The organism is Saccharicrinis sp. GN24d3 (genome assembly GCF_052400645.1).
GTDB lineage: Bacteria > Bacteroidota > Bacteroidia > Bacteroidales > Marinilabiliaceae > Saccharicrinis.
The window spans coordinates 101,786-124,769 of record NZ_JBQTGI010000006.1 but is presented as its reverse complement, the minus strand read 5'-3'; the positions used below and the strand labels follow the sequence as shown (position 1 = coordinate 124,769).

At 38.6% G+C, this 22,984-nt stretch carries 18 protein-coding genes and 1 pseudogene; all 19 read left to right on the top strand.

Going from position 1 to position 22,984, the window contains the following annotated elements; translation table 11 throughout:
• Window positions 1-20 precede the first annotated feature (20 nt).
• The 19 genes and pseudogenes from ACT29I_RS09055 (at window position 21) to ACT29I_RS08965 (ending at window position 22,819) form a co-directional block, all read left to right on the top strand.
• Window positions 21-1,625, top strand: a complete 1,605-nt coding sequence (locus ACT29I_RS09055; RefSeq protein ID WP_430933582.1) for a S41 family peptidase — start codon at window positions 21-23, stop codon at window positions 1,623-1,625.
• Between the two features lie 374 nt (window positions 1,626-1,999).
• Window positions 2,000-2,146: a hypothetical protein gene (locus ACT29I_RS09050; protein WP_430933580.1), complete on the top strand. Its 147-nt coding sequence runs from the start codon at window positions 2,000-2,002 to the stop codon at window positions 2,144-2,146.
• Window positions 2,147-2,228: 82 nt separating this feature from the next.
• Window positions 2,229-2,438: an energy transducer TonB gene (locus tag ACT29I_RS09045; RefSeq protein ID WP_430933618.1), complete on the top strand. Its 210-nt coding sequence runs from the start codon at window positions 2,229-2,231 to the stop codon at window positions 2,436-2,438.
• A gap of 125 nt (window positions 2,439-2,563) precedes the next feature.
• Window positions 2,564-3,994: a c-type cytochrome gene (locus ACT29I_RS09040; protein ID WP_430933579.1), complete on the top strand. Its 1,431-nt coding sequence runs from the start codon at window positions 2,564-2,566 to the stop codon at window positions 3,992-3,994.
• 58 nt (window positions 3,995-4,052) lie between these two features.
• Window positions 4,053-5,360, top strand: a complete 1,308-nt coding sequence (locus ACT29I_RS09035; RefSeq protein WP_444793239.1) for a c-type cytochrome — start codon at window positions 4,053-4,055, stop codon at window positions 5,358-5,360.
• Window positions 5,361-5,422: 62 nt separating this feature from the next.
• A complete protein-coding gene (locus tag ACT29I_RS09030) occupies window positions 5,423-6,745 on the top strand; it encodes an alkaline phosphatase D family protein (protein WP_430933577.1) in 1,323 nt (440 codons plus the stop codon).
• A 236-nt stretch (window positions 6,746-6,981) separates the two neighbouring features.
• Window positions 6,982-12,537, top strand: coding sequence for an alpha-2-macroglobulin family protein (locus ACT29I_RS09025; protein ID WP_444793238.1), 5,556 nt, complete (start codon window positions 6,982-6,984; stop codon window positions 12,535-12,537).
• Between the two features lie 56 nt (window positions 12,538-12,593).
• Window positions 12,594-12,746, top strand: coding sequence for a hypothetical protein (locus ACT29I_RS09020; RefSeq protein ID WP_430933575.1), 153 nt, complete (start codon window positions 12,594-12,596; stop codon window positions 12,744-12,746).
• Between the two features lie 255 nt (window positions 12,747-13,001).
• Window positions 13,002-13,625 (top strand): hypothetical protein, encoded by a 624-nt coding sequence (locus tag ACT29I_RS09015; protein ID WP_430933574.1) that lies wholly within the window; start codon window positions 13,002-13,004, stop codon window positions 13,623-13,625.
• 3 nt (window positions 13,626-13,628) lie between these two features.
• Window positions 13,629-14,975, top strand: a complete 1,347-nt coding sequence (locus ACT29I_RS09010; protein WP_444793237.1) for a tetratricopeptide repeat protein — start codon at window positions 13,629-13,631, stop codon at window positions 14,973-14,975.
• Window positions 14,976-15,291: 316 nt separating this feature from the next.
• Complete coding sequence (locus ACT29I_RS09005) at window positions 15,292-15,816, top strand: hypothetical protein (protein ID WP_430933572.1); 525 nt, start codon at window positions 15,292-15,294, stop codon at window positions 15,814-15,816.
• Complete coding sequence (locus tag ACT29I_RS09000; protein ID WP_430933571.1) at window positions 15,813-16,928, top strand: hypothetical protein; 1,116 nt, start codon at window positions 15,813-15,815, stop codon at window positions 16,926-16,928. Before ACT29I_RS09005 ends, ACT29I_RS09000 begins: the two co-directional genes overlap by 4 nt.
• Before the next feature lie 117 nt (window positions 16,929-17,045).
• A complete protein-coding gene (locus ACT29I_RS08995) occupies window positions 17,046-18,335 on the top strand; it encodes an Ig-like domain-containing protein (RefSeq protein ID WP_430933570.1) in 1,290 nt (429 codons plus the stop codon).
• A 114-nt stretch (window positions 18,336-18,449) separates the two neighbouring features.
• Window positions 18,450-19,316, top strand: a complete 867-nt coding sequence (locus tag ACT29I_RS08990; RefSeq protein WP_430933569.1) for a sugar phosphate isomerase/epimerase family protein — start codon at window positions 18,450-18,452, stop codon at window positions 19,314-19,316.
• Window positions 19,317-19,371: 55 nt separating this feature from the next.
• Window positions 19,372-20,325 carry a sugar phosphate isomerase/epimerase family protein gene (locus ACT29I_RS08985; protein ID WP_430933568.1) on the top strand — a complete coding sequence of 318 codons (954 nt, stop codon included), beginning with the start codon at window positions 19,372-19,374 and terminating at the stop codon, window positions 20,323-20,325.
• A gap of 521 nt (window positions 20,326-20,846) precedes the next feature.
• Window positions 20,847-21,341: a hypothetical protein gene (locus ACT29I_RS08980; protein ID WP_430933567.1), complete on the top strand. Its 495-nt coding sequence runs from the start codon at window positions 20,847-20,849 to the stop codon at window positions 21,339-21,341.
• 445 nt (window positions 21,342-21,786) lie between these two features.
• A pseudogene (locus ACT29I_RS08975) lies at window positions 21,787-21,981 on the top strand (hypothetical protein); the annotation flags it as partial.
• Between the two features lie 115 nt (window positions 21,982-22,096).
• Window positions 22,097-22,435, top strand: a complete 339-nt coding sequence (locus ACT29I_RS08970) for a DsrE family protein (RefSeq protein ID WP_430933566.1) — start codon at window positions 22,097-22,099, stop codon at window positions 22,433-22,435.
• A gap of 39 nt (window positions 22,436-22,474) precedes the next feature.
• Complete coding sequence (locus ACT29I_RS08965; protein WP_430933565.1) at window positions 22,475-22,819, top strand: TfoX/Sxy family protein; 345 nt, start codon at window positions 22,475-22,477, stop codon at window positions 22,817-22,819.
• Window positions 22,820-22,984 lie beyond the last annotated feature (165 nt).

The window sequence follows — 22,984 nt, the reverse complement described above, 5'->3', positions numbered from 1 at the left end:
GAAAAGAAAATTGAAAATTTATGAGTTACAATAATTCTAAAAGACAAATATTTCAGCCTGTTTTGCTGGCTTTGATTTTAATAGCCGGTATTTTTATTGGCTATGTAATTTTGCCGGGGAAAATGGGCAAAAAGAATCCGTTGGTCATTTATCCCCAGACCAATAAAATGGAGGCAATTCTAAATCTGATTGAAGAGGAATATGTGGATACCGTCAACACCGACAAGCTGCAAGAGGAAATGATACCGGAGTTGTTGAAGAAATTGGATCCTCATACAGTTTATATTCCAGCCAAGGATCTGAAAAATGTGAACGAAGAGCTTTCGAGCGGCTTTGGAGGTATTGGCGTACAGTTTAATATCCATAAAGACACGGTTATGGTGGTTGCCGTAGTGTCGGGTGGCCCTTCCGAAAAAGTGGGTATCTTGCCCGGAGACAGAATAGTAACGGTAAACGATTCATTGATAGCGGGCAACGGGATTAATAACTCAGTGGTGTTAAACCTTCTTCGTGGCGAAATGGGCACCCAAGTAAAGGTAGGTATTATCCGTAGAAACCTGAAAAAACCGATTCGGTTCGACATTACACGGGGTAAGATTCCGATGTACAGTGTGGACGTTTCGTACATGGTAACGGATGAGATAGGTTATATTAAGGTAAGCAGGTTTGCAGCTAATACGTACAGTGAATTCTTAACGGCGCTTGCCAAGCTGAAGGCCAACAGCTGTAAAAAAGTCATTATCGATTTCCGCGGAAATTCAGGGGGGTACCTCGAAGTAGCAAACAACCTTTGTAATGAGTTCTTGGCGAGAGGGGATATGATCGTTTATACCGAAGGTAAATCAAACCCCAGATATGAGTTCCGCGCTAACGGGAAAGGTACCTGTCAGGAAATAGAGGTTGCCGTCCTGGTGGATGAGTTTTCTGCTTCGGCCAGCGAGATATTTGCAGGAGCCATCCAGGACAATGACAGGGGTATCGTTGTAGGGCGCAGAACTTTTGGGAAAGGTTTGGTTCAAAGCCAAATTCCCTTGCCGGATGGATCAGCTTTGCGCTTGACTATTTCGAGATATTATACCCCTGCAGGAAGGTGTATCCAGAAACCTTACGAAAATGGAAACGAAGAGTATTACAAAGATATTCTAGCCCGTTTTGAACATGGAGAATTTTTTAACCAGGACAGCATCAATGTTAATGATTCATTAGCATATAAAACAAAAAAAGGCCGTACCGTATATGGAGGGGGTGGGATAATGCCCGACTACTTTGTGCCACGTGACACTACAAAACTGACCGAATATTTTTACAAGGTTAGAGAGAATGGTTTGATCTATCGCTTTGCACTGGAATATACCGATATTAATCGTTCTAAAATAGACCAGTTTACTAAGGTTGAAGAGGTGAAAGCTTACTTGGATAAGCAACCTATTATCAATGAATTCAAGTCCTTCGCATCAAAAGAAGGGGTGAAAATGAACCGAAAACAATTTAAAGTTTCGGAACATTTGATCGATACGGAAATTAAAGCATATATCGCCAGAAACATTATAGATAATGATGGGTTCTATCCGATTTTAGGCGAGATTGATGAGGTTCTCCAAAATGCGGTCTCAAGGCTGGAATAAACTAAATTTTAAAATCATATTTAGCAGAAAGTCTATTGAAAAATAGGCTTTCTTTGGTTATAGCTATATATTCGAATCAAGGCTGTATGCTTGCATAAACATACAGCTCTTGATTCGCATTATATATAAAATTGTATCTGCCGTAAGATTCAAGTTAATTGAGATGACAATTTGGCACTGCTTTCAATTGGCACAATAACTGTAACCTGGTTATGCGCACAGGACATCATGTCGATGGAAAATATTATCTTTACAGAAAGAATTAAGTTATGGGATTACTGAGGACGATAGTAATATTGGTCGTTTTTTATTATTTGTTTCGTTTTATTGGAAGGGTAATTATGCCTTTTTTGTTAGCAAAGGGTGTAAACAAGATGAATAACCAATATCAAAAACAGCAGAATTTTAAAGAACAAAAAAAACGTGAAGAGGGAAAAGTAACCATCCAGAAAAACCAGAAGAATAATAAGATTGCCGATCCTGATTTGGGTGAGTATACTGACTTTGAAGAAGTAAAATAGTTGTTACTTTCTAATTTAAATGATTTTGCATGGCTCTACTTCATAACTATGGCACAACTCATTAAGTACAACTCAAACTTCAATCCGGATATTAGACTTCCAAAGTCATGTACTAAACATACAGGGAAGAGTTTATGTACGGTTTATCGTGAATAAAGATGGAAAGGTTGAAAATATTTCAATAGGCAGAGGTGTTGACCCTCATTTGGATAGTATAGCTAGGTGGGTTGTTCCGGGAAAGCCAGGTTGGATTACAGGAGAAAGCCAGGGAAAGAAAGTAAATGCTTCATAAGCTGTTCCCATTCACCTTGCTTGGCAATTAAGTCTTTCATTTTTCAAACAAATTAGTTCAATTGTTGTTGGTTGTTATCGGTTAAATGATTATATTTTGCTTTGATTTGCTAACAACCCACAAGTATGGACTTTCCTTTATTTCACCTCGACTTCATGGGTAATCGCATGTTGGTTGCTGTGATTGCCATTATTCATGTTCTGATTAACCACGCCATCGCAGTTGGTTTTATCCCTCTGGTTACTCTGATGGAGTATTTGGGTTACAAATCAGAAACAACAGATCCCGATAAAAGTGCCTATTGGGATAAATTCTCCTATAAACTTCTGTTTGTGTCGTTTGTAATAACCACTACGGTTGGCGCACTCACAGGTGTTGGCATTTGGTTTGCGGCAGCTTTGGTTAACCCCGCATCCATTGCCAGTTTAATCCGTGTTTTCTACATGGCCTGGTTTACTGAATGGATCGTGTTTGTGACCGAGGTTGGCATGATCATGCTGTACTTCCTTACCTGGAAGCGCGCAAGCAAAAGCCGGAAGGCCAAAAAGCAACATATTATTTTTGGTGCATCCTTAGCCATATTTTCGTGGTTAACCATGGCCATAATCGTTGCCATACTTGGCTTTATGATGGATCCGGGCAATTGGAACACCGAAAATACGTTCTGGTCTGGAGTGCTTAATCCACTGTACATGCCCCAACTGGTCTTCCGTACTGGATTAGCCATGATGATGGGAGGTGTGTTCGCCTTATTTCTATCTTCATTTTTTATAAAAAAGAATGATCCCATAAAAATTCCTGCCACCAGAACCATGAGTCTTTGGACACTTTTCTGGACACCCATTGCATTACTAGGCGCCTTTATTTATTATATTAAGATACCCACATTTATGGTCGGTAACCTTCCTGTTGCCCTGGGAACTCAGGAATACCAAGACTGGTACGGATCGCTCAAATATATAATCGTTGGCGGAGTAGGGTTGGCAGTAGTGGTAAGCCTGCTGTTACTTTGGAAACCCAGCAAGTTCCCCAAAGGTTGGCTCTGGGTGCCTCTGGTTATGTTGTTTGCGTTTTTGGGAACCTTTGAAAGACTGCGCGAATTTATTCGTAAGCCTTATGTAATAGCTGATTACATGTATGCCAATGGTTTGTTAAAACAAGACTATCCGCTATATAAACGCGACGGTGTATTAGCGCACTCATCTTTTACAAGTACACCAAAAGTGACAGAACGTAACACGTTAGAGGCCGGTCAGAATGTATTTCTCATAGCTTGTACCAGATGTCACACTACCCATGGCATAAACTCCATCGTTACTAACTTCGAAAAAATGTACGGCACCGACAAACCTCTGGATGTAGTTGCCATGAAAGCATACATCGAGGGCATGCACAATGTAAAAACATATATGCCTCCATTCCCCGGGAATACGGCCGAACTGGATGCGCTGGCGGCTTATATTAAGTCACAGCAGGAGTATCCAAGTAAGTTGGAGGGTGCTCAGATAAAAGGTACAGCTACCAATCCCTATAATTTAAGCCCGATGAATAAATAGTTTCCAACTTGCCTTTGCTTTTAAACTTGTTCTAACCTAATAAAAAATAGTTTCGCATATGTTTGCTCAATTACAACTTGTACCTAAGGATATTCCACTCCCATTACCGTTACCCGAAGGTGTATTGATTACCTTATTGGTTTTTTCGTTTCTTCTGCATATTTTATTTGTGAATTTAATGGTAGGCGGTTCCGTTCTTACACTTTGGTTCGAGGTAAAAGGATTGAAAAATAAAAAGTATGATGCATTGGCTTATCAGATTGCACAGACCATCACCGTCAATAAGAGTTTGGCTGTGGTGTTAGGTGTGGCGCCTTTACTTTCCATCAACGTGCTATATACCATTTACTTTTATTCGGCCAATGCGCTAACCGGTAAGTATTGGATTATGCTTGTTCCGCTGGTGGCTTTTGTGTTTTTGTTGTTATACGCACATAAATATAACTGGAAAATATTGGCTAACAATAAACCTTTGCACATTTCAATATTGGTTTTAGCGGTGGCTTGTTTTCTTTTTATCCCATTTGTATTTTTGGCCAATATAAACCTGATGCTTTTTCCGGAAAAGTGGAGTGAAGTTAAGGGATTCTTCTCCTCCTTGGCATTGCCAAATGTGTTGCCACGATACTTTCATTTTCTGATGGCCTCAATGGCAATTACCGGCTTGTTTTTGTTTTATTATTTCAGCCGCAAGGGCTTTGAATTTAAAGAGAGTCTTGGAGAATTTACCAAATATGATTTGCAAAAAAAATTTTACTCATTGGCCTTTGGTGCAACTACTTCGCAATTTTTATTTGGATCGTTAGTGTTCTTAACCCTGCCATCTAAAGGAGTCGATTGGAACCTGTTTTGGGTGATTTTACTGGGCGTCTGTTTTGGGATAGCCGCCATGATACTGATGTGGTTTGAGATTACCGGGCCGCAGGAAAAAATAGGACGACATTTTGTTAGGGTAGTATCCTTGATAACCATTACTGTTGTTTTTATGGGTACCGGACGCCATATTTACAGAGCAAATGCTTTGGAGCCACATCAAAGACTAATGGCCCAACGTTCGGCCCAACATGCTGAAATGGTACAGCAGGCAACCTGGGAGGCACAACAGGGTATGAGTGCCCAAGCTGATTTGCCTCCGGGCGAAGCTTTGTTTAAACAATATTGCACCGTTTGCCATAAAATTACCGAACGCCTCGTTGGGCCGCCGGTAATCGAAATGATTGAGGTATATGCCAATGATTTTTCAGGATTTAAAAAGTGGGTGCGCACTCCGGGCCGCAAACGAATGGATTATCCTGCCATGACAGGTTTCCCGCAAATGACTGACCAGGAACTATCGGATTTGGGTGATTATATTTTTGAGCAATAGCATGACTTGGATTTTAAGCTGCCATAATTGCTTATGTAAGCTTTGGGTGAAATGGATAAAATATGACAATACATAAAAATATTATTGTTTGTTTGGCTATTTTTGGTTTGCAGATATGCTACAGTCAATCCCCACTTCAATCTGGGCCTATGCTTGGGTATACCGATATGAAAGAGACTGCCATCTGGATTCAAACCAGGCAGGAGGCTGAGGTTTCTATCCGGTATTGGATCAAAGGAAACAAGGGAGAATTCTATACTACATCGAAAGTTCAAACATTGCAAAATACTGCCTGCACGGCAACATTAATTGCCAATAAAGTTGAACCCGGAAACGTGTATCAATATCAAGTGGTTGTAGATGGTACGGAGGTTGATATAAAATATCCAACTGAATTCCGGACGCAACCCATTTGGAAATGGAGAACAGAACCGCCAAATTTCACCTTTGCGACGGGGAGTTGTGCCTATGTCAACGAAGAAAGCCACGACAGGCCGGGAGCTCCATATGGCGAAGGCTATGAAATATTCGAAGCCATTTATAAATCAAAGCCTGACCTAATGGTTTGGTTGGGAGATAACACCTACCTGCGCGAACCCGACTGGCACACGTGGACAGGTATTCTTCATCGATGGACACATACACGCTCCCTTCCCGAACTTCAACCGATGCTGGCATCAGTTCATCATTATGCCATATGGGACGATCACGATTACGGCCCCGATAATAGCGACCGTGGGTGGTGGAACAAGAATAAGACTTTTGAAGCATTCAAATTGTTTTGGGCCAATCCTTCATACGGTGTAGGCGATACTAAAGGAGTATTCACCCATTTTCAATGGAATGATGTTGACTTTTTTCTTTTGGATAATCGATTTTATCGTTCTCCAAATAATTTAATTGCGGACAACAAGTCCATCTTAGGAGAAGAACAAAAGCAGTGGTTAAAAGATGCGTTGGTTTACAGCGAGGCCAACTTTAAAGTAGTGGCCATTGGAGGACAATTCTTAAACACGGCTGCTAAATTCGAGACGTATGCAAATTATGGCTTTGGTAAAGAACGTCAGGAAATAATAGATTTTATTGATAAACAAAAAATAAAAAACGTGGTATTTGTTACCGGCGATAGACACCATAGTGAATTAAGTGTGTTTAAAGAAGATAACAAGCCGAGAATAATAGATGTTACGGTATCACCTTTTACATCTGGGTTAGGAAAAGCCAAAGATGAAGGGAACACACTTCGTGTAGAAGGAACCTATGTTGAAGTGCGCAATTATGCGCTAATCAGCTTTTCCGGAACAAGCAAAAAACGCATGATGAATATCCAAATTCGCGATCAAAAAGGAAAAATGATTTGGGAAAAGAAGTTTGAGAAGGAATAGTAATTCAAAAACGAATGTTATTGGGGTTAGGGTACAAGTGACAGTTTATTGGGAGACACAAAAATAACTATGTATTGACATGTTAAGGTAATAAATGTATCGGGGCATTGGTATTTTTTGAACTCCAAAACGTACATTCATCCACAAATATTTTGTTAATTTAATTGGCGATGTTCCCAACATTTTTGTAGCTTGTGAGGATTAAAGAAACGTATAACCTTCACAAGCATTCCCCTATGCAAACCAAAAACATACTAAGCCTAATCGTCCTGATTATTTCTCTGATTTTAGCAGGATGCAAACAGAAACCCAAAGAAGTCCAACAACTTTCCGAAGTTAAATACAACAAAAGAGTATCTGCCTTTACTTCAGGTATGGTATCTAACCAAACCGAGATTATGGTGCGGTTCTCTAAAAATGTACCCGGAGCTGAACCGGGTAGTCCGGCTTCATCGAGCATCTTGGAAATGACACCTGACGTCAAAGGTGAATTCTATTGGCTCGATAACCAGTCGTTAGCATTTAAGGCAGCCGATAAAATGGAATCGGCCACCGTTTACAAGGTGAAGGTAAAACTAGGGCAGGTATTTAAAGATGCCAAAGAAGATTTTGAATTTTCGTTTCAAACCATCACCCAAAATTTTAGGGTTGAGATGGGCGAAGTTTCGCCTTACGAAAAAACCAACCTATCGGATAATAAACTCAGTGGGAAACTGATTTTATCAGACTTTGCCGAATTGGACAAGGTGCACCAAATGGTTGTTGCCGACCAAAAGGGAGATCCATTGGAAATTGAATGGCTATCCTCTGCAACAGAAAATCATTATCCTTTTTTGATTCACCATATCAGCAGGGGCACCTCATCAGATAATATCAAGATTAGAATTAAAGGTAGGCCCATAGGTGTTGACAAAGAAGACAGTAAGAAAATTGAGATCCCTTCCGTTGATGATTTTGAGTTGATTAGTTGTAAGGCGGTTTTTCTGCCACGTCAGGCTATCGAAATTTCTTTTACCGATCCTTTAAATCCCGGACAAGAGTTGGCAGGATTGATAGAGCTGGAAAACAAAACAGCCTTCTCCACCGAAATTGAAGACAATATCATTAAGATACTTCCAGGCAATTCGTTAAGTGGAAGCATTAGAGTGACTGTTCATCCTGGAATAGAAAACATATTAGGCGCGATAAGTGATGAAAAGGAATCTTATCATGTCACTTTTACCAGCTCAAAACCCCAGGTGGAATTTATTGGGAAAGGTACCATTTTACCCGAGTCATCAGGCTTGACCCTTCCTTTTAAGGCGGTGAGTTTGAAAGAGGTCCAGGTGCGAGTGATCAAGATATTTGAGAATAACATCGCCTCATTTTTACAGGTTAACCGACTGGACGGAAACTACCAACTGAAACGGGCTGGCCGGCTGGTTCTTAAGAAAACTATTCCGCTGAATACAGATAGAACACTGGACTTAAATAAGTGGAATACTTTTTCCATCGATTTGGACCAATTGGTTACGGTGGACCGGGGAGCGATTTACAGGGTTGAACTGCGGTTTGACCGAAGAAATGCCATCTATCCTTGTGCCAGTGAAGACGAAAGTTCACATGCTAACCAGGAATCTGACCCGGATGAAATTACCGAACGTGAAATAGCTTATTACGACACGCCCGAAGGAGGTTACAGCTATTACGATAACGATTATTATTACGGCAGTTGGCGCGACAGGGATGATCCATGTAAACGAGCCTATTATCACAGCAATCGTTTTGCCAGCAGAAATATTCTGGCTTCAAATATTGGAATTATTGCAAAAAAAGGAGCCGACAAGGAGATGGTGGTAGCGGTTACCGACTTGCGAACTACCGAACCATTGGCGAATGTGGACGTCGAAATTTATAATTATCAGAATCAGCAGATTGCTTCATCAAAAAGTAATGGAAATGGGTTGGTTAGGGTTGATGTTACTAAAAGACCGTTCCTGTTGGTGGCCAAACAGGAGAACCAACGTGGTTATCTGCGATTGGATGCAGGTTCTTCACTCTCCTTAAGTCGCTTTGATGTAGCCGGACAAACCATCAATAATGGACTAAAAGGATATATTTATGGCGAACGTGGTGTATGGCGACCGGGAGATACCCTGTTCGTTTCGTTTATTTTAGAGGATAGAGATAAAAGTCTGCCCGAGGAACACCCTGTGGTTTTTGAGTTGAGCAATCCTCATGGTCAGTTGGTAAAAAGAATAGCCAGTACCGATGGAGTTAACAACATGTATTTGTTTAAGGTGGATACGGATGAAGATGCACCAACCGGTAACTGGCAGGCTCGTATTCATGTAGGGGGTACCTCCTTTAATAAAACACTAAAAGTAGAAACGGTTAAGCCGAACCGCCTGAAAATAAAAATGGATTTTGGGGTAGATATGATATCGGTTGCCAAGCCATATATCAGTGTCGATATGGAAGTGAAATGGCTTCATGGCGCTGTGGCGAAAAACCTGAAAGCCGACGTAACCGCTACTTTAACCTCCAGCCCAACTAAATTTAAAAGGTTCAATGATTTTACTTTCGATGATCCCTCGCGTTCCTTTACCAGCGAAGAAGTCACCTTTTTTGAAGGAAAAACCAATGCCGAAGGAGTAGCCAATATGCAAGGTAATTTAGAGGTGAGCGACCAAGCACCCGGAATGCTGAAGGCTTCTTTCCGCACACGTGTTTTCGAGGAAAGTGGTGATTTTAGTATTGATAGGTTCTCCATTTCTTACAGTCCTTACAAATCGTACGTGGGCGTTAAAACCCCTACAGGCGATAAACGTGGAATGTTACTGACCGATAAAGACCATACTATTGAAGTAGCCACTGTAGATAGCGAGGGAAACCCGATCTCGAAAAATCGATTGAAATATGTTGTGTACAAAGTAAATTGGCGTTGGTGGTGGGAGAGTGGCGCCGATAACCTGGCTCGTTACGTTTCTTCGTCCTCGCAAGATATCGTCCAGAAAGGTTATCTGAACACTGAAAATGGAACTGGCTCATTTGACTTTAAGATAAAATACCCGGCCTGGGGACGTTATTTGGTGCGGGTGTTCGACCCAGTTAGTGGTCACGTTTGCGGAAAAACGGTTTATGTGGATTGGCCGGGATATGCAGCCAAACCTATGAGCGACAATCCCGAGGCTGCTTCTATGCTAACTTTATCAACCGAGGAAGATAAATATAACGTAGGACAAAAAGCCCAGGTAAACTTTGCCTCATCGGAAGGTGGCAGGGCGCTGGTAACCATCGAAAACGGAACCCGCATCATCCGCGAATATTGGGTTCGTACGCAAAAAGAATTTACCTCGTTTAACTTTGAGGTCACCAAAGAGATGACACCCAATATTTATGTTCATGTTACTTTGTTGCAACCACATGCCCAAACTGCGAACAATCTCCCTATTCGTATGTATGGTGTAACCCCGTTATTGGTTGAGGATGCCGAAACGCATTTGACACCGGTGATTGATATGCCGGAATCTTTGATGCCGGAACAAATGGTAAAAATTAAGGTAAGTGAAGAGAATGGCAAACCCATGACCTATACCTTGGCTATGGTTGAGGAAGGATTATTGGATTTAACACGATTCAAAACACCTAAACCCTGGAATCATTTTTATGCCCGTGAAGCATTAGGCGTGCGTACCTGGGATATATACAACCAGGTGATTGGTGCCTATGGCGGACAAATTGAAAAAGTATTTAGCATAGGTGGTGACGGCGATTTGGCCAAAGTGCAAAAAGATCCGAATGCCAACCGTTTTAAACCCGTGGTAAAAGTTTTTGGCCCGTTTGAATTGAAACCAGGCAAAAGAAAAACGCACGAGTTTAAGATGCCGCAATATATTGGTTCGGTACGCACTATGGTAGTGGCCTGTAACGAGCGCATGTACGGAAACACAGAAAAAACAACTCCGGTTAAAAAACCATTGATGGTGCTGGCTACCCTGCCTCGGGTATTGGGACCGGGCGAAGCAGTGATATTACCAGTCACAGTGTTTGCCATGCGCAACGATATAAATAAAGTGGATTTGACGGTGGAGACCAACGACCTGTTCAACGTGGTGGAGGGAAATAAACGTACCATCACATTTGATAAGGAAGGTGACCAGGTAGTCCCTTTCTCATTGGATATTCCCGAGAAGTTAGGTGTAGGTAAGGTAAAAATTATTGCCCAATCGGGATCAGAAAAAGCTGAGCACGAAATTGAAATTCAAGTTCGTAATCCCAATCCGCCCAGGGTTACCTCGGTGAGTAAAATATTGCAAGGCAAGGAAAGTGCCGGTATTCCTTACGAACTGTTTGGTATGGAAGGAACTAACAATGCCACCATAGAGGTGTCATCCATTCCTCCGGTCGATTTTGGTCGCAGGTTAAAGTATTTGCTTTGTTACCCGCATGGCTGTGTGGAACAAACCGTAAGTTCCGTGTTCCCACAATTGTTTCTGGAAAATGTGATGGAGGTGGACGGCAATACCAAAGCATCCATCGAAAAGAATATAAAAGTGGCTATCAGCAGGCTTTCTGCCTTTATAAATTCGGATGGTGGTTTTAGCTATTGGTCGGGACAAAGCAAAGCCAACGATTGGGGAACCTCCTATGCAGGTCATTTCCTTCTCGAAGCCGAAAAGAAAGGTTATAGCCTGCCACTGAACTTTAAAAGCAAATGGATTAACTATCAGAAAAAGCAGTCCAGCTCATGGTCGAACACGGCTGAATACAAATACCGACAGTTAAACCAGGCTTACCGACTATATACCTTGGCGTTAGCCGGGAAACCGGATAAAAGTGCCATGAACCGCATGCGCAATTCAAACTCGCTAAGTCGTGTAGCTAAGTTCCGATTGGCAGCGGCTTATGCGTTGATAGGACAAAAGGATGTGGCGAAAAAATTGATTGAAAACCAAAGTACGTCAATTGAGAACAGCAACCATTATTACTATTATTCTTACGGTTCGGTGCTGCGAGACCAGGCCATGATGTTGGAAACACTGGCCCTGCTTGGGGACTTGGACACCGCTGCCCCATTGATGAAGGAAATAGCCGATCAGCTGAGTTCGCAGCGATGGTTGAGCACACAAACCACAGCGTACTCGTTGATCGCATTAAGCCAGTTGGCCGGAAACTCCAATGGTTCACGGGTTGCTTATGCTTACAGCGGAACAGGCATTAAAAAGGAAAAAGTATCGTCGGACAAGCCAGTGAATCAGGTTCAATTGCCTACCGATATTCCAACTAAAGGTGAAGTGAAGTTCGAAAACCATGCCGATGGCGTTATGTTTGCACGTCTGATTTTGGAAGGAACTCCGATTACCGGTGATTCGGTGAGTGAAAGCTCCAATCTGAAAATGAAGGTGGAATATACAACGTTGTCCGGGAAGCCCATTAGCGTGCAGAAGTTGCTACAGGGAACCGACTTTAAAGCTACAGTTACCCTCACTCATCCAGGACAGTTATCGCGTTATACCGATATGGCGCTAACACAAATATTCCCATCGGGCTGGGAAATCAGAAACACCCGTATGGAAGACGTGAAGTCGGTTTATGAGGCCAGCATCCCGGATTACCGCGATATCCGCGACGACCGCGTGTATACCTACTTTGATTTGGAACGCAGAAAATCGCAAAAGTTTGTGGTGCTGCTAAATGCTACCTACCAAGGAAGGTATTACCTGCCATCGGTATCGTGCGAGGCCATGTACAACAACCAGATTAGCGCACGGAAAGCAGGCCAGTGGGTTGATGTTGTTGGGGAGGAGTAGGTACAAATATAAAATTAGAGTATACAATATTAAATAACCTCAATAAATAATCAGATATGCCAAAAGCTTTTTTATCACATAGTTCAAAAGACAAGGGATATGTTCAAGTAATTGCCAATAGACTTGGTAAAGAAAAAGTTATATATGATGCAATGACTTTTGAGGAAGGAAATAGATCAATTGAGGAAATTATTTCGGGATTAAAATAATCTGATATTTTTGTTTTCTTCATTTCAAAAACGGCATTAGAAAGTAAATGGGTTAAAGAAGAAGTACTTCATGCTCATAATCTCTTTAACAATGGAAGTATAAAGAAAATCTACCCAATAATTATCGATTAAGATATTACATACGACCATAAAGATATTCCAGATTGGCTTAAGGAATATAATCTTAGATATGTAAGTAAGCCCTCAAAAGTTGCACAAAGAATTTTACAAAAACTCAAAATAGTCACATGGGAATTGTTTCCAGTAAATAAAGAAAAAGAACAATTATTTATTGGCCGGCATAATTTAAAGAAAGAATACCATGAAAGGTTGTTTAACTTTGAGCTTCCATCTCCAATTGTAAATATTGCATCTGGTTTTGAGGGGGTTGGTCGTAGGAAATTTCTCTTAAGTGCATTAAAAGACGCAAATAACATCAAAGATTACTATAAACCCCTATATATGTTATTGCACAGTAGGAGTAGTATTGAGGATTTTATTTTAGGTTTATTTGATTTAGGGCTTACGGATTCAATTTCAAGAGAAGGTCTTATTGATTTTTTGAAGATTCCACTTGAAGAGAAGATTGAACTGGCTAAAATTCTATTACTTGATATTTTTGAAAGTGAAAATAAGATTTTTATTATAGACAATTATGCAATTGTTAATTCTGATGGAACTATAGTTGACTGGTTTGTTTCATTAATTAGAGAGTTACGTTGTATTCCAAGTACTTTTTTGTTTTTAATTTCACTTTCAAAAGTCAGATTCAATGAAATTAAAAACAACGATTACATTTATGCTTTATCAATACCTGAATTGGATAAACCTGAAAGAAACAATTTGTTCCAAGCGTTATTAGGTATTGAGAAGCAGTAAGTTGTGTTTGATGATAAGAAAAAAATCTCTGATTTGTTTACAGGTTTTCCTGCACAAATAAAGTTTGCAGTAGATTACATAAAAAATGAAAATACAAAATTACTCTTAGAAAGAGTAAATGAACTTGTTGATTATAATTCAGAAATTATAGCTAAGGTAATACAAAAGTTTGAGGGTAACGAAGAAGCCTTATCGCTATTAAAACTACTTTCTGATTATGAATATTTGAGCGTTAATTTTTTAGATAAAATATATTCTGGACTACCTGATAAGGAAAAAAATCTTTTGCACGATTTTTCTTGTAGCCTAATAATTGATCATTTCGGTGCTAGTGGTGAGTATATAAAACTTAATGATGGTATACGTGATTATATAAGAAGATCAGGTATAAAGCTACCTGAAAAATTATATTCTAGACTTAGAAAGATAACAGAAGAAGGATTACAAAACTATACAGATATTGAGGACGACTTATCTGAATTCAATATTACAATACAAGAAGCATTTGTTAATGAAATTGAAATTCCTGAATCCTTTTTGATACCATCTCATTTCCTTCTTGCAATGAGAGAGTTATATGATAATCGTAAAAATTATGAACAAGTTATTGAATTAGCAGATAGAGCATTAAATAGTTATTCACATTTGGATAATAAAATTGAAATTGAAATTAAAAAATGGTTGTGTTTAGCTCTTTGTAGAAAAAGAAATCCTAGATTATTAAAAGAAGTTCAAGAAATAAAAGGTCCCGATCACAACTTTATTATTGGTTTTTATTATCGACTGAATAAAAAGTATGATAAAGCACTGGAACGACTACTTGATTTAAGAGATAAATATCCAAATTATTATAAAGCCAAACGAGAATTGGTGCAAGTTTACGTAAGTACAGAGGATTTTGAAGCAGCATATTCATTGGCAAAAGAAAATTATGAGAATGATAAAAACAATCCATATCATATTCAGAGTTACTTAAGGTGCGTTTACCGAAAAAAAGAAGATATAGAAAATGCTGACCAAATCATCCAGAGGCTATTACAACAACTAAAAGAAAGTTCTCATGAAAAAGCAGCTGAAATGTACTATACTTCTAAAGCTCAATTTGAAACATTCATTTTAGAAGATAGGAATATTGCTTTAGGGACTGTCAATGAGGCAATTCAGTTCTTTCCGTCCAATATCTACCCTTTACTTATTAAGTTGGATATATCTAGAAAGTTCTTCGATGTTTTTAGTTTAGCTTCAACACTCAAAACACTTGAAGCTAAATTTAAAAATCATGATTTATACTATAGATTAAGCTTTTTGTGTGCCAAAAGATTATTTTTCGCTCTAAATGGTCAACTTTAACAAGCCAATCAGTTTATTGATAATAAAATTGTTCCTTTTTACCCTCCAAGTACAGCAAAAAGATTGAGAGAAGAAATTCTACAGGTAAATACTGGACAAAATATTTTGTATAAGTAATTGATGTAAGAAGCTAAACATAAAAGATTGTAATCCGTTCAAAATCCATTAGGATTTGACAGGAATGCGATCTCCGTTACAGTAAGTGTCCTTATATACTGTATAATATTCAAACAAAAACGAATGAACTTATGCCTCAGCGAAGGATGAACCAATATCAATAGATTAAGCTTATATCATTCCAGTACAAACCATCCCAATGCAACAAATAATCGAAAAAATATCTGAAGAAAAAGGTGTTCCATTCTCAATGGAAGAATCACCTATGTTTAATGGTAAAATGAATGTTCCGATTAAGGTATACAAACTAAATTATCCTTCAAAAACAGGTCACATTCATCTAATCGGTGAGTACCGTAGAAATACCTGGCAAAAACCAAGTATGTTAAAGCACATCCATAATACTGATATTTATTTGTGGGAAATCAAATTAATAGTAGATTCGAAATTGCCCAAGTTTAAAATAGAAAAAAACTCCTGGTTAAAGACTGCATTTCTGCACCAACATGTTTTGAGCATAAAATGCAAAGACGAAAGGCTATATAGGTCTCTTTATTATTCAGAAAAGTTAGCAGACTTGTTAGCCGGGAATAATGGCAAATTATCGGGAACGATTATATCTGATGGTCATACAATGTACACTAACTTCAATACCATGTTGAATCATGAACAGTTAATAACAAGAGCATTGGAAACCTTTGAAACAATTGAAAATATAATATGAGCGAATACCAATTTTACGAATTTAAATCAGTAGACAAAGCTCTTACCCCTAAACAAAAAGAAGTCGTTTCGAGTTGGTCGAGCAGAACGGTGGCCACAAACACAGGCGCAGTGTTTACATATAGCTATTCCGACTTCCCTAAGGATGAACGCAAAGTGGTGGAGAAATATTTTGATGCCATGTTTTACGTTTCCAATTGGGGTAGCCAAAGGTTGATATTTAAAATCCCTAACGAATTCGTTGACAAAAAAAAGATTAAGCAGTATTGTACCGAAGGATTAGAGGTTTACGAATATGACAACTTTGTTTTGATAGATATTTGGAGTGAAGATGAAGATGGTAGAGATGGTTGGGTTGAAGGAGAAGGAATGTTAACATCGCTTATTTCGCTGAGGGAAGATATTATTGCTGGCGATTATAGGAGCCTTTACCTGGTTTGGTTAAAAGATAGCGTTGATGATGTTATTTATGAATACGGAAACGTTGATGAAGAAAGCAAAGAAGCTGATGTTCCGGCTGGTCTGAACGAACTTAATGCTTCTCTGAAAGAGTTTATCGATGTTTTTCAAATTGATCAAGATATTATATCAGCAGCATCAACAGTTAGTGCACCTTTAAAGTCCTCTACCAATATTGACTATTCTAACATGGTAGAAAAACTAACGGAAAAAGAAAAAAATGAATGGCTAATACGGCTTATAACCAACGAGCCTTTGCTGTCGGAAAAGTTTAAGCGCCACTTTGCCAAAAGTAACCTCAACAATGATAATAAAAGGATTCCACGTAGAACAATCTCAGAAATCGTTGAAAGAATATTATCAATAAGGGAAGAGCGCAAAGCCAAAGAAAAAAGAATTAAGGAAGAAAAGAAACTCGCCAAACTTAAAAATATTGAAAGCAATGAACATAGGCTTTGGGATGACATCGACAATTTTATCAAACAAAAAAAGCCTAAATCTTACGACGAAGCCGTTAAAAATTTAAAGTTGTTAAAGGAATTGGCTATCCATAAATATAAATATGACGAATTTGAAAAGAAGGTTGAATTATTAAAACAACAATACAGCAGGTTGAGAAGTTTGCACGAAAGGATATACAATGCAAAGCTATAACTAAACCAAAACAAGATTTATTGCTCATGTTCAGGTTTTGATTAGTTACTACTTCATGCGGTTCAATAAAGTATCTATAACATTGTTTATTCAATTATTAGATTAAAAACCGTAAGAATGTTAACTAAAAGAAGCTTTTTGAAACACCAGACTGCCCTAATATTATTCATTTCACTATTTCTGTGCTTAATAAGTTGCGGCAGCAACTCAGAATCGGAAAAAGAAGCTACTCCCGCAAATGATAATCCTACGGGGGTGGATGATAACCTTACTGTTGACGAGAACAGTAGTGCGGGAACCGCCAACCAGATAAACGTTTCGGCAAACGATAAAATAGGTGATGATGGTGGTGACGGAGACGATTACAGCCTATTGGCCAATCCCGGCAACGGTACGGTAAGCGAAATCAAGGACGGCGTGTTTGAATATGTTCCCAGTACGGATTTCTATGGTTCTGACAGCTTTACTTACACCATTACCGATAAAGATGGCGATGATGATATGGCCACAGTAAATGTTACGGTAAACGAGGTTGAGGATGTACCTACTGCCGAGGATTTCGAAAATATAGACCCCAACTTACCATCTTTTGTATCCATTGACGATACAACTCCCGAAGGTAAAAGATGGGTTAAGTTGGAGAGCATGTCGGATGAGTTTGATACATGGGACGGTAACAAATGGTTTAAGTCCACATGGAATTATGGCGTACCTGTTTTTATGTCAAAATCGGATAACAATTCAGGAGTAGCAGACGGAAACCTTTGGATCAGGGCTACCCTAAACGAAAGCAATCCCGAAGGCAGGTGGTTTCAAACAGCCAGGATTCATTCAAAAGCAGAAACCAGTTACCCTATGTACACCGAAGCCAGCATTAAAGCGGCATATATCTCGGCTTTTAATACCTATTGGTTAAATAATGGTAACTCCGAAAACAGAGATGAGATTGATATTATCGAAAACAACCCCAAACCTTCTTGTGGGTGCCAGCCAGAGTTTCCCACAAGAATGAACTCCCAGTATTTTCATGCCAACTCGGATGAGACACCTGGAGAGATAAGGGATGAGGATAATTTCTTAAGTACCAACTTATCCGATGCCAATCCGGGCAAAGGGGTAAAATGGAACGAGGCATACCATACCTTCGGTGTTTGGTGGAAGGATTCTAAAAACATTCAGTTTTATTTGGATGGCGAACCGGCAGGCAGCGTTGTGGTTGGTCACGATAGGTCGGGCACAACATACGAACATCGGGAATTTACAAGGGAGCTTGAAATTATATTTGACTTATGGACCTACGATGCCAACTGGATAGGCGGACTAGCGATTAAAAGTGATTTAAGTGATAACAACATCAATACCATGAAAGTAGATTGGGTACGAACCTGGAAACTTGAAGACGAATAATACGATATTGCATCATTCATAAAAAGGTCCAATGCTAAATAATAGCATTGGACCTTTTTTTATCCACCTGCTTTTTTGTATTTTTCAATAGTGAAAAAACGATCTAGGATTAAAATGAAAGCAATCTCCAACAATACATTAGCAATCCTTATTCTATTGGTCTTTATTTATTCTTGCTCAAGTGCCCCAAAGAATAAAATAGAAAGTCAGGATTTATATCCCTGGTGCATTGTTGCATATGATTCATTGGAGCGGTCTCCTTCAGAACGTATCAACATGTTAAAACAGCTGGGTTTTGAGAAATATGCATACGATTGGCGTGATAAACACCTCGATAATACTTTAACGGAGCTTAATTTAGCAACCGAAAACGATATTGAAATTATTTCCGTTTGGCTTTGGCTTAACGCAAAAAGAGATAGCCTGGGCAAACTAAGTCTTGCGAACGAAAGGTTTTTTGATATTATTAAGCAAGCAAAGCTCAAAACCACCATATGGGTTAGCCTGAGTGAAAATTTTTTTAAGGATCTTGATCAGGAAAAATCGCTCGAAAGAGCCACTGATGTTATTCGGTTTATTGCAGAAAAAGCAGAAGGAATAGATTGTAAAGTAGCGCTTTATAATCACACTGGATGGTTTGGTAACCCATTTAACCAACTAGAAATCATTAAAAATTTACCTCAATATGAGCTAAGCATGGTTTATAATTTTCACCATGGACATAATTCTATGGATGAATTTCACATACTAATTAAAGCTATAAAACCATATTTATCGGCTGTTAACTTAAATGGTATGGAAAAAGATGGCCATAAAATCCTTGCCATTGGTAAAGGTAATTATGAGAAAGAAATGATACAAATATTAAAAGAAGCCGGATTTAAAGGACCATGGGGAATACTAGGGCACGTAAAAGGAGTGGATGTAGAGAAAATATTAAAACAAAATATTGAGGGGCTAAAAGCAATAGAAGGCGAATAAGCATTTCGCAAAAAGATAAACAGCATACCGCAATCCAAAATAAAATCATACAATAATGCAGTCAAGAAGAAAGTTTATTAAACAAACAACTATAGCAGGAACAGCTGCATTACTGGGGTCCAATACCGTTGCTGCCAATTTGGGATTCAATAATAACTCAGGGAATAACGATCTTAGTGTACATATTTTTTCAAAACACCTTCAGTTTCTCGATTATAAAAACATGAGTGAGGCTGCCAAAGAAATGGGTTTTGATGGAATAGATATTACGGTAAGGCCAAATGGACATGTTTTGCCGGAAAGGGTAAAGGAAGACCTTCCCAAAGCTACAGAGGTCATGAAATCTTTCGAACTTAAGCCGCAAATGCTTTCAACCCATGTAAGCGATGCCAATAATCCCATTCATAAAAATATTGTGGAAACTGCGAGTCGTTTAGGTTACCAATATTACCGTTCAGATTGGTTTAGATACGGTAAGGAGCAGACTATATTTGAAAGCCTTGATTATGCAAAAAATAAACTGAAGGAACTTGAACAGTTAAATAAAAAAAATAATATAAGTGCAACATACCATAATCATTCAGGCCATTTTTTTGGGGCCGCTATTTGGGATTTGTATCAAGTATTTGAACTGCAATCACCTAAATATATTGGGAGTCAGTACGACATTATGCACGCCATTGTTGAAGGGGGCAAGAATTGGGAAATTGGATTTAAACTAATACGTCCGTTTATTAATACTTTGGTAGTGAAAGATTTTATTTGGGGTAAAAAAGATGGTAAGTGGGCTCCGGTTTTTACACCCATTGGTGAAGGAATGGTTGATTTCAGAAAATATTTCACCATGCTAAAACAATACCAAATTAACGTTCCAATGTCTATCCATGTTGAATATGATTTAGGAGGTGCAGAGCATGGAGAAAAGCCAACCATAAGTAAAAAGGAAGTATTAAAACGAATAAAAGGGGATTTAGATTTTATAAGAAAAACCTGGAAAGAAGTTCAATGATATTTCTATATGCATATACCCCATAGCGGAAAAATGGAGCCATGGATAACCTCCATAACCTACTCAACCCAAAGGAGATGTGATTAAAAAAAACTATTTTAAAAAGATTTCCTGATTTTAAACAAGGAGATGACAACCCGTTAAACCCGCAATATGCATTAGAAATTCTATAACACATTAAAATTACTTTAAAACAAGACACTTCGTTGCATCACTTCAACTCACCAGAACGATGCTCCCGAAAGTAATCGGGACAAGTGATGCCTCGTTTCAGTAATGCCTTGTTTTATTGTACTTGCAATGCTCATGACGAACCTCCAGTACATAATCCGGGTTAAATAAAAATGGCAAGTATGTAAATTCGAACATATACGATGCTGATTTTTGTGATGGAGGTGGATCGGATTGGTAATACTTAGTATGAAAAATGCTGTATGTCAATTTTTCTAAGGAGGTTGAGCTTTAAAATATGTGACAGCAAAGACGATTGGTAATAATCTGAAAAATAAATTAACGTTATTATGCAAACTAACCTAACATGGAAAAAAGGATTGTTCTCCAGCAATTACAGCATTTACTCCAATGGAACCCTAATTGGGGAATTAAGAGATAAAAGCTTTTCGCAATCTGCTTATGGAGAAATGGATGGTAAGAAATATGTGTTTAAAACAAAAGGTTTCTTTAAACAACATACTGATATTATTGATGCTTCGAACGGAAGAATTATAGGACAAATAAGCTATAACAATTGGATGACAAAAGCCACCATATCATTAAACCATAAAACCGTGTTTTGGAAATACGATAATATATGGAATTCGAAATGGAGTATTTTTGATTCGGAGGGAACGGATGTCAGGTACTTTAGTTCTTCAAACAAAGGTAGCATAGAATCAAACTCGGAAGATCCGCTTTTAATATTGAGCGGACTATTTGTAACCAACTATTATGTGCAGATGACTATTGCTGTTATGGTTGGGGTATTTGTACCCATAATTACAACACTGTCAAATTAATTGTGAATCGGATGTGATGGGCAATAAAATAGCAAGTTAAGCCAATTACATTGCTGCTATAATTTAAACCTTGATTTGGACTAAAACATAGAATCAGGAAGCCAGTCAAACCAAAGAAAAACGAACCATTGATATTGCACGAGCCAATATTTTCGGGTTTATTATGCTTGTTCCCATCCTTGTGGTCTTTGCATTTCCTTATTATCAAATTTAGGGCATATTTGCAGCATCCAAGAATTTTCGGATAACCTGGCCGGATGTGTTTTTTTCTGGAGCTAATTGCCTTTATTGCAATAGTGCTAGTGGGTGTAGAGGCGCACGAACCTATTCATAAAATAACATGGACCCTCTATGCTAACAAAGGTTTTAGGTCGATAAAGTTTGGGTTAAGGTGGAAAATGATTATGCCTTATTGTTATTGTAAGAACCCCCTAAAGTAAAGCATTATATCGTAGGAGCTAATAAGCCCGCATTGCTTTTAGGCATTATTCCGTGCTATGTTGCTATGGCAATAGACCACTCAGGATTGTTATTTTTTGGTGTTTTTTTTACCATGGAAGCTACTGGCGATTTTATAATCATTCATCTTGTCCGTAATAAAAAAACAGAAGTTTATTTTTGGATCACCCTTCAGGAGTAGGATGTTTTGCGGATCGAACACCGGAGTAAATTGTTTGAAATTACGTTCAATTAAAATTTATATATTATATTAACAAAGCAGTTTGCAATATTTGGTAACAAAAAGAAATAAACAGATGAAAAACACCTTAATACAATTCACACAAAATGGTATGGGTAGCGGCAGTGAGGAACTCGCTGTTTCCCTAGTGGCCATTTATTTAAAACTAATTAACGAAGAAAATAACTTACCTCAATTTATTACCTTTTACAACGGAGGTGTAAAGCTCATTTGCGAGGGATCCACCGTGTTGGAAATATTAAAAATTATCGAAGGGAAAGGTGTAAAGTTGGTGGCCTGTAAAACTTGTCTGAGTTATTTTAATTTGCTGGATAAAAGGGAAGTTGGCGTGGAAGCAACTATGCTCGATATTATTAACCTTCAAAAAATGGCGGACAAGGTAATTAATGTATAAAGTTGCAAGCCAAACCTGGTTTATTAAAAATATAACAATATGGCGTATGATGAATTTTTGGCGGACCGTATCCGTGGTGTGTTAAATACCAGGGGTATCTCTTTTGAAGAGAAAAAAATGATGGGTGGATTGTGCATTATGGTTGATGATAAAATGTGCGTGGGCGTTATCAAAAATAATCTGATGGCACGAATTGGTCCCGACAATTACAAAGAAGCTCTTGCAAAAGAAGGATGCAAGGAAATGGATTTTACCAAGAGACCGATGAAGGGCTATGTGTATGTTGAACCCGATGGCGTAGATATGGACAGCGACCTGGAATACTGGGTTCAGCAATGTCTGGATTTTAACCCTAAAGCTAAATCAAGTAAAAAAAACAAATGAAATGGCGTGGTCACCTATGGCCACAGGCAAGAAACAATTCATTGAACACATGAGCATGTAGCCTGTTCCGAACTTAATTGTGAATATTTTAAATTACAGAGAATTTGAGTGTTTTGTTAGGTTTTAAGGCAAAAAGTTGATCTGTAGAAAAAAATATGTTATGAT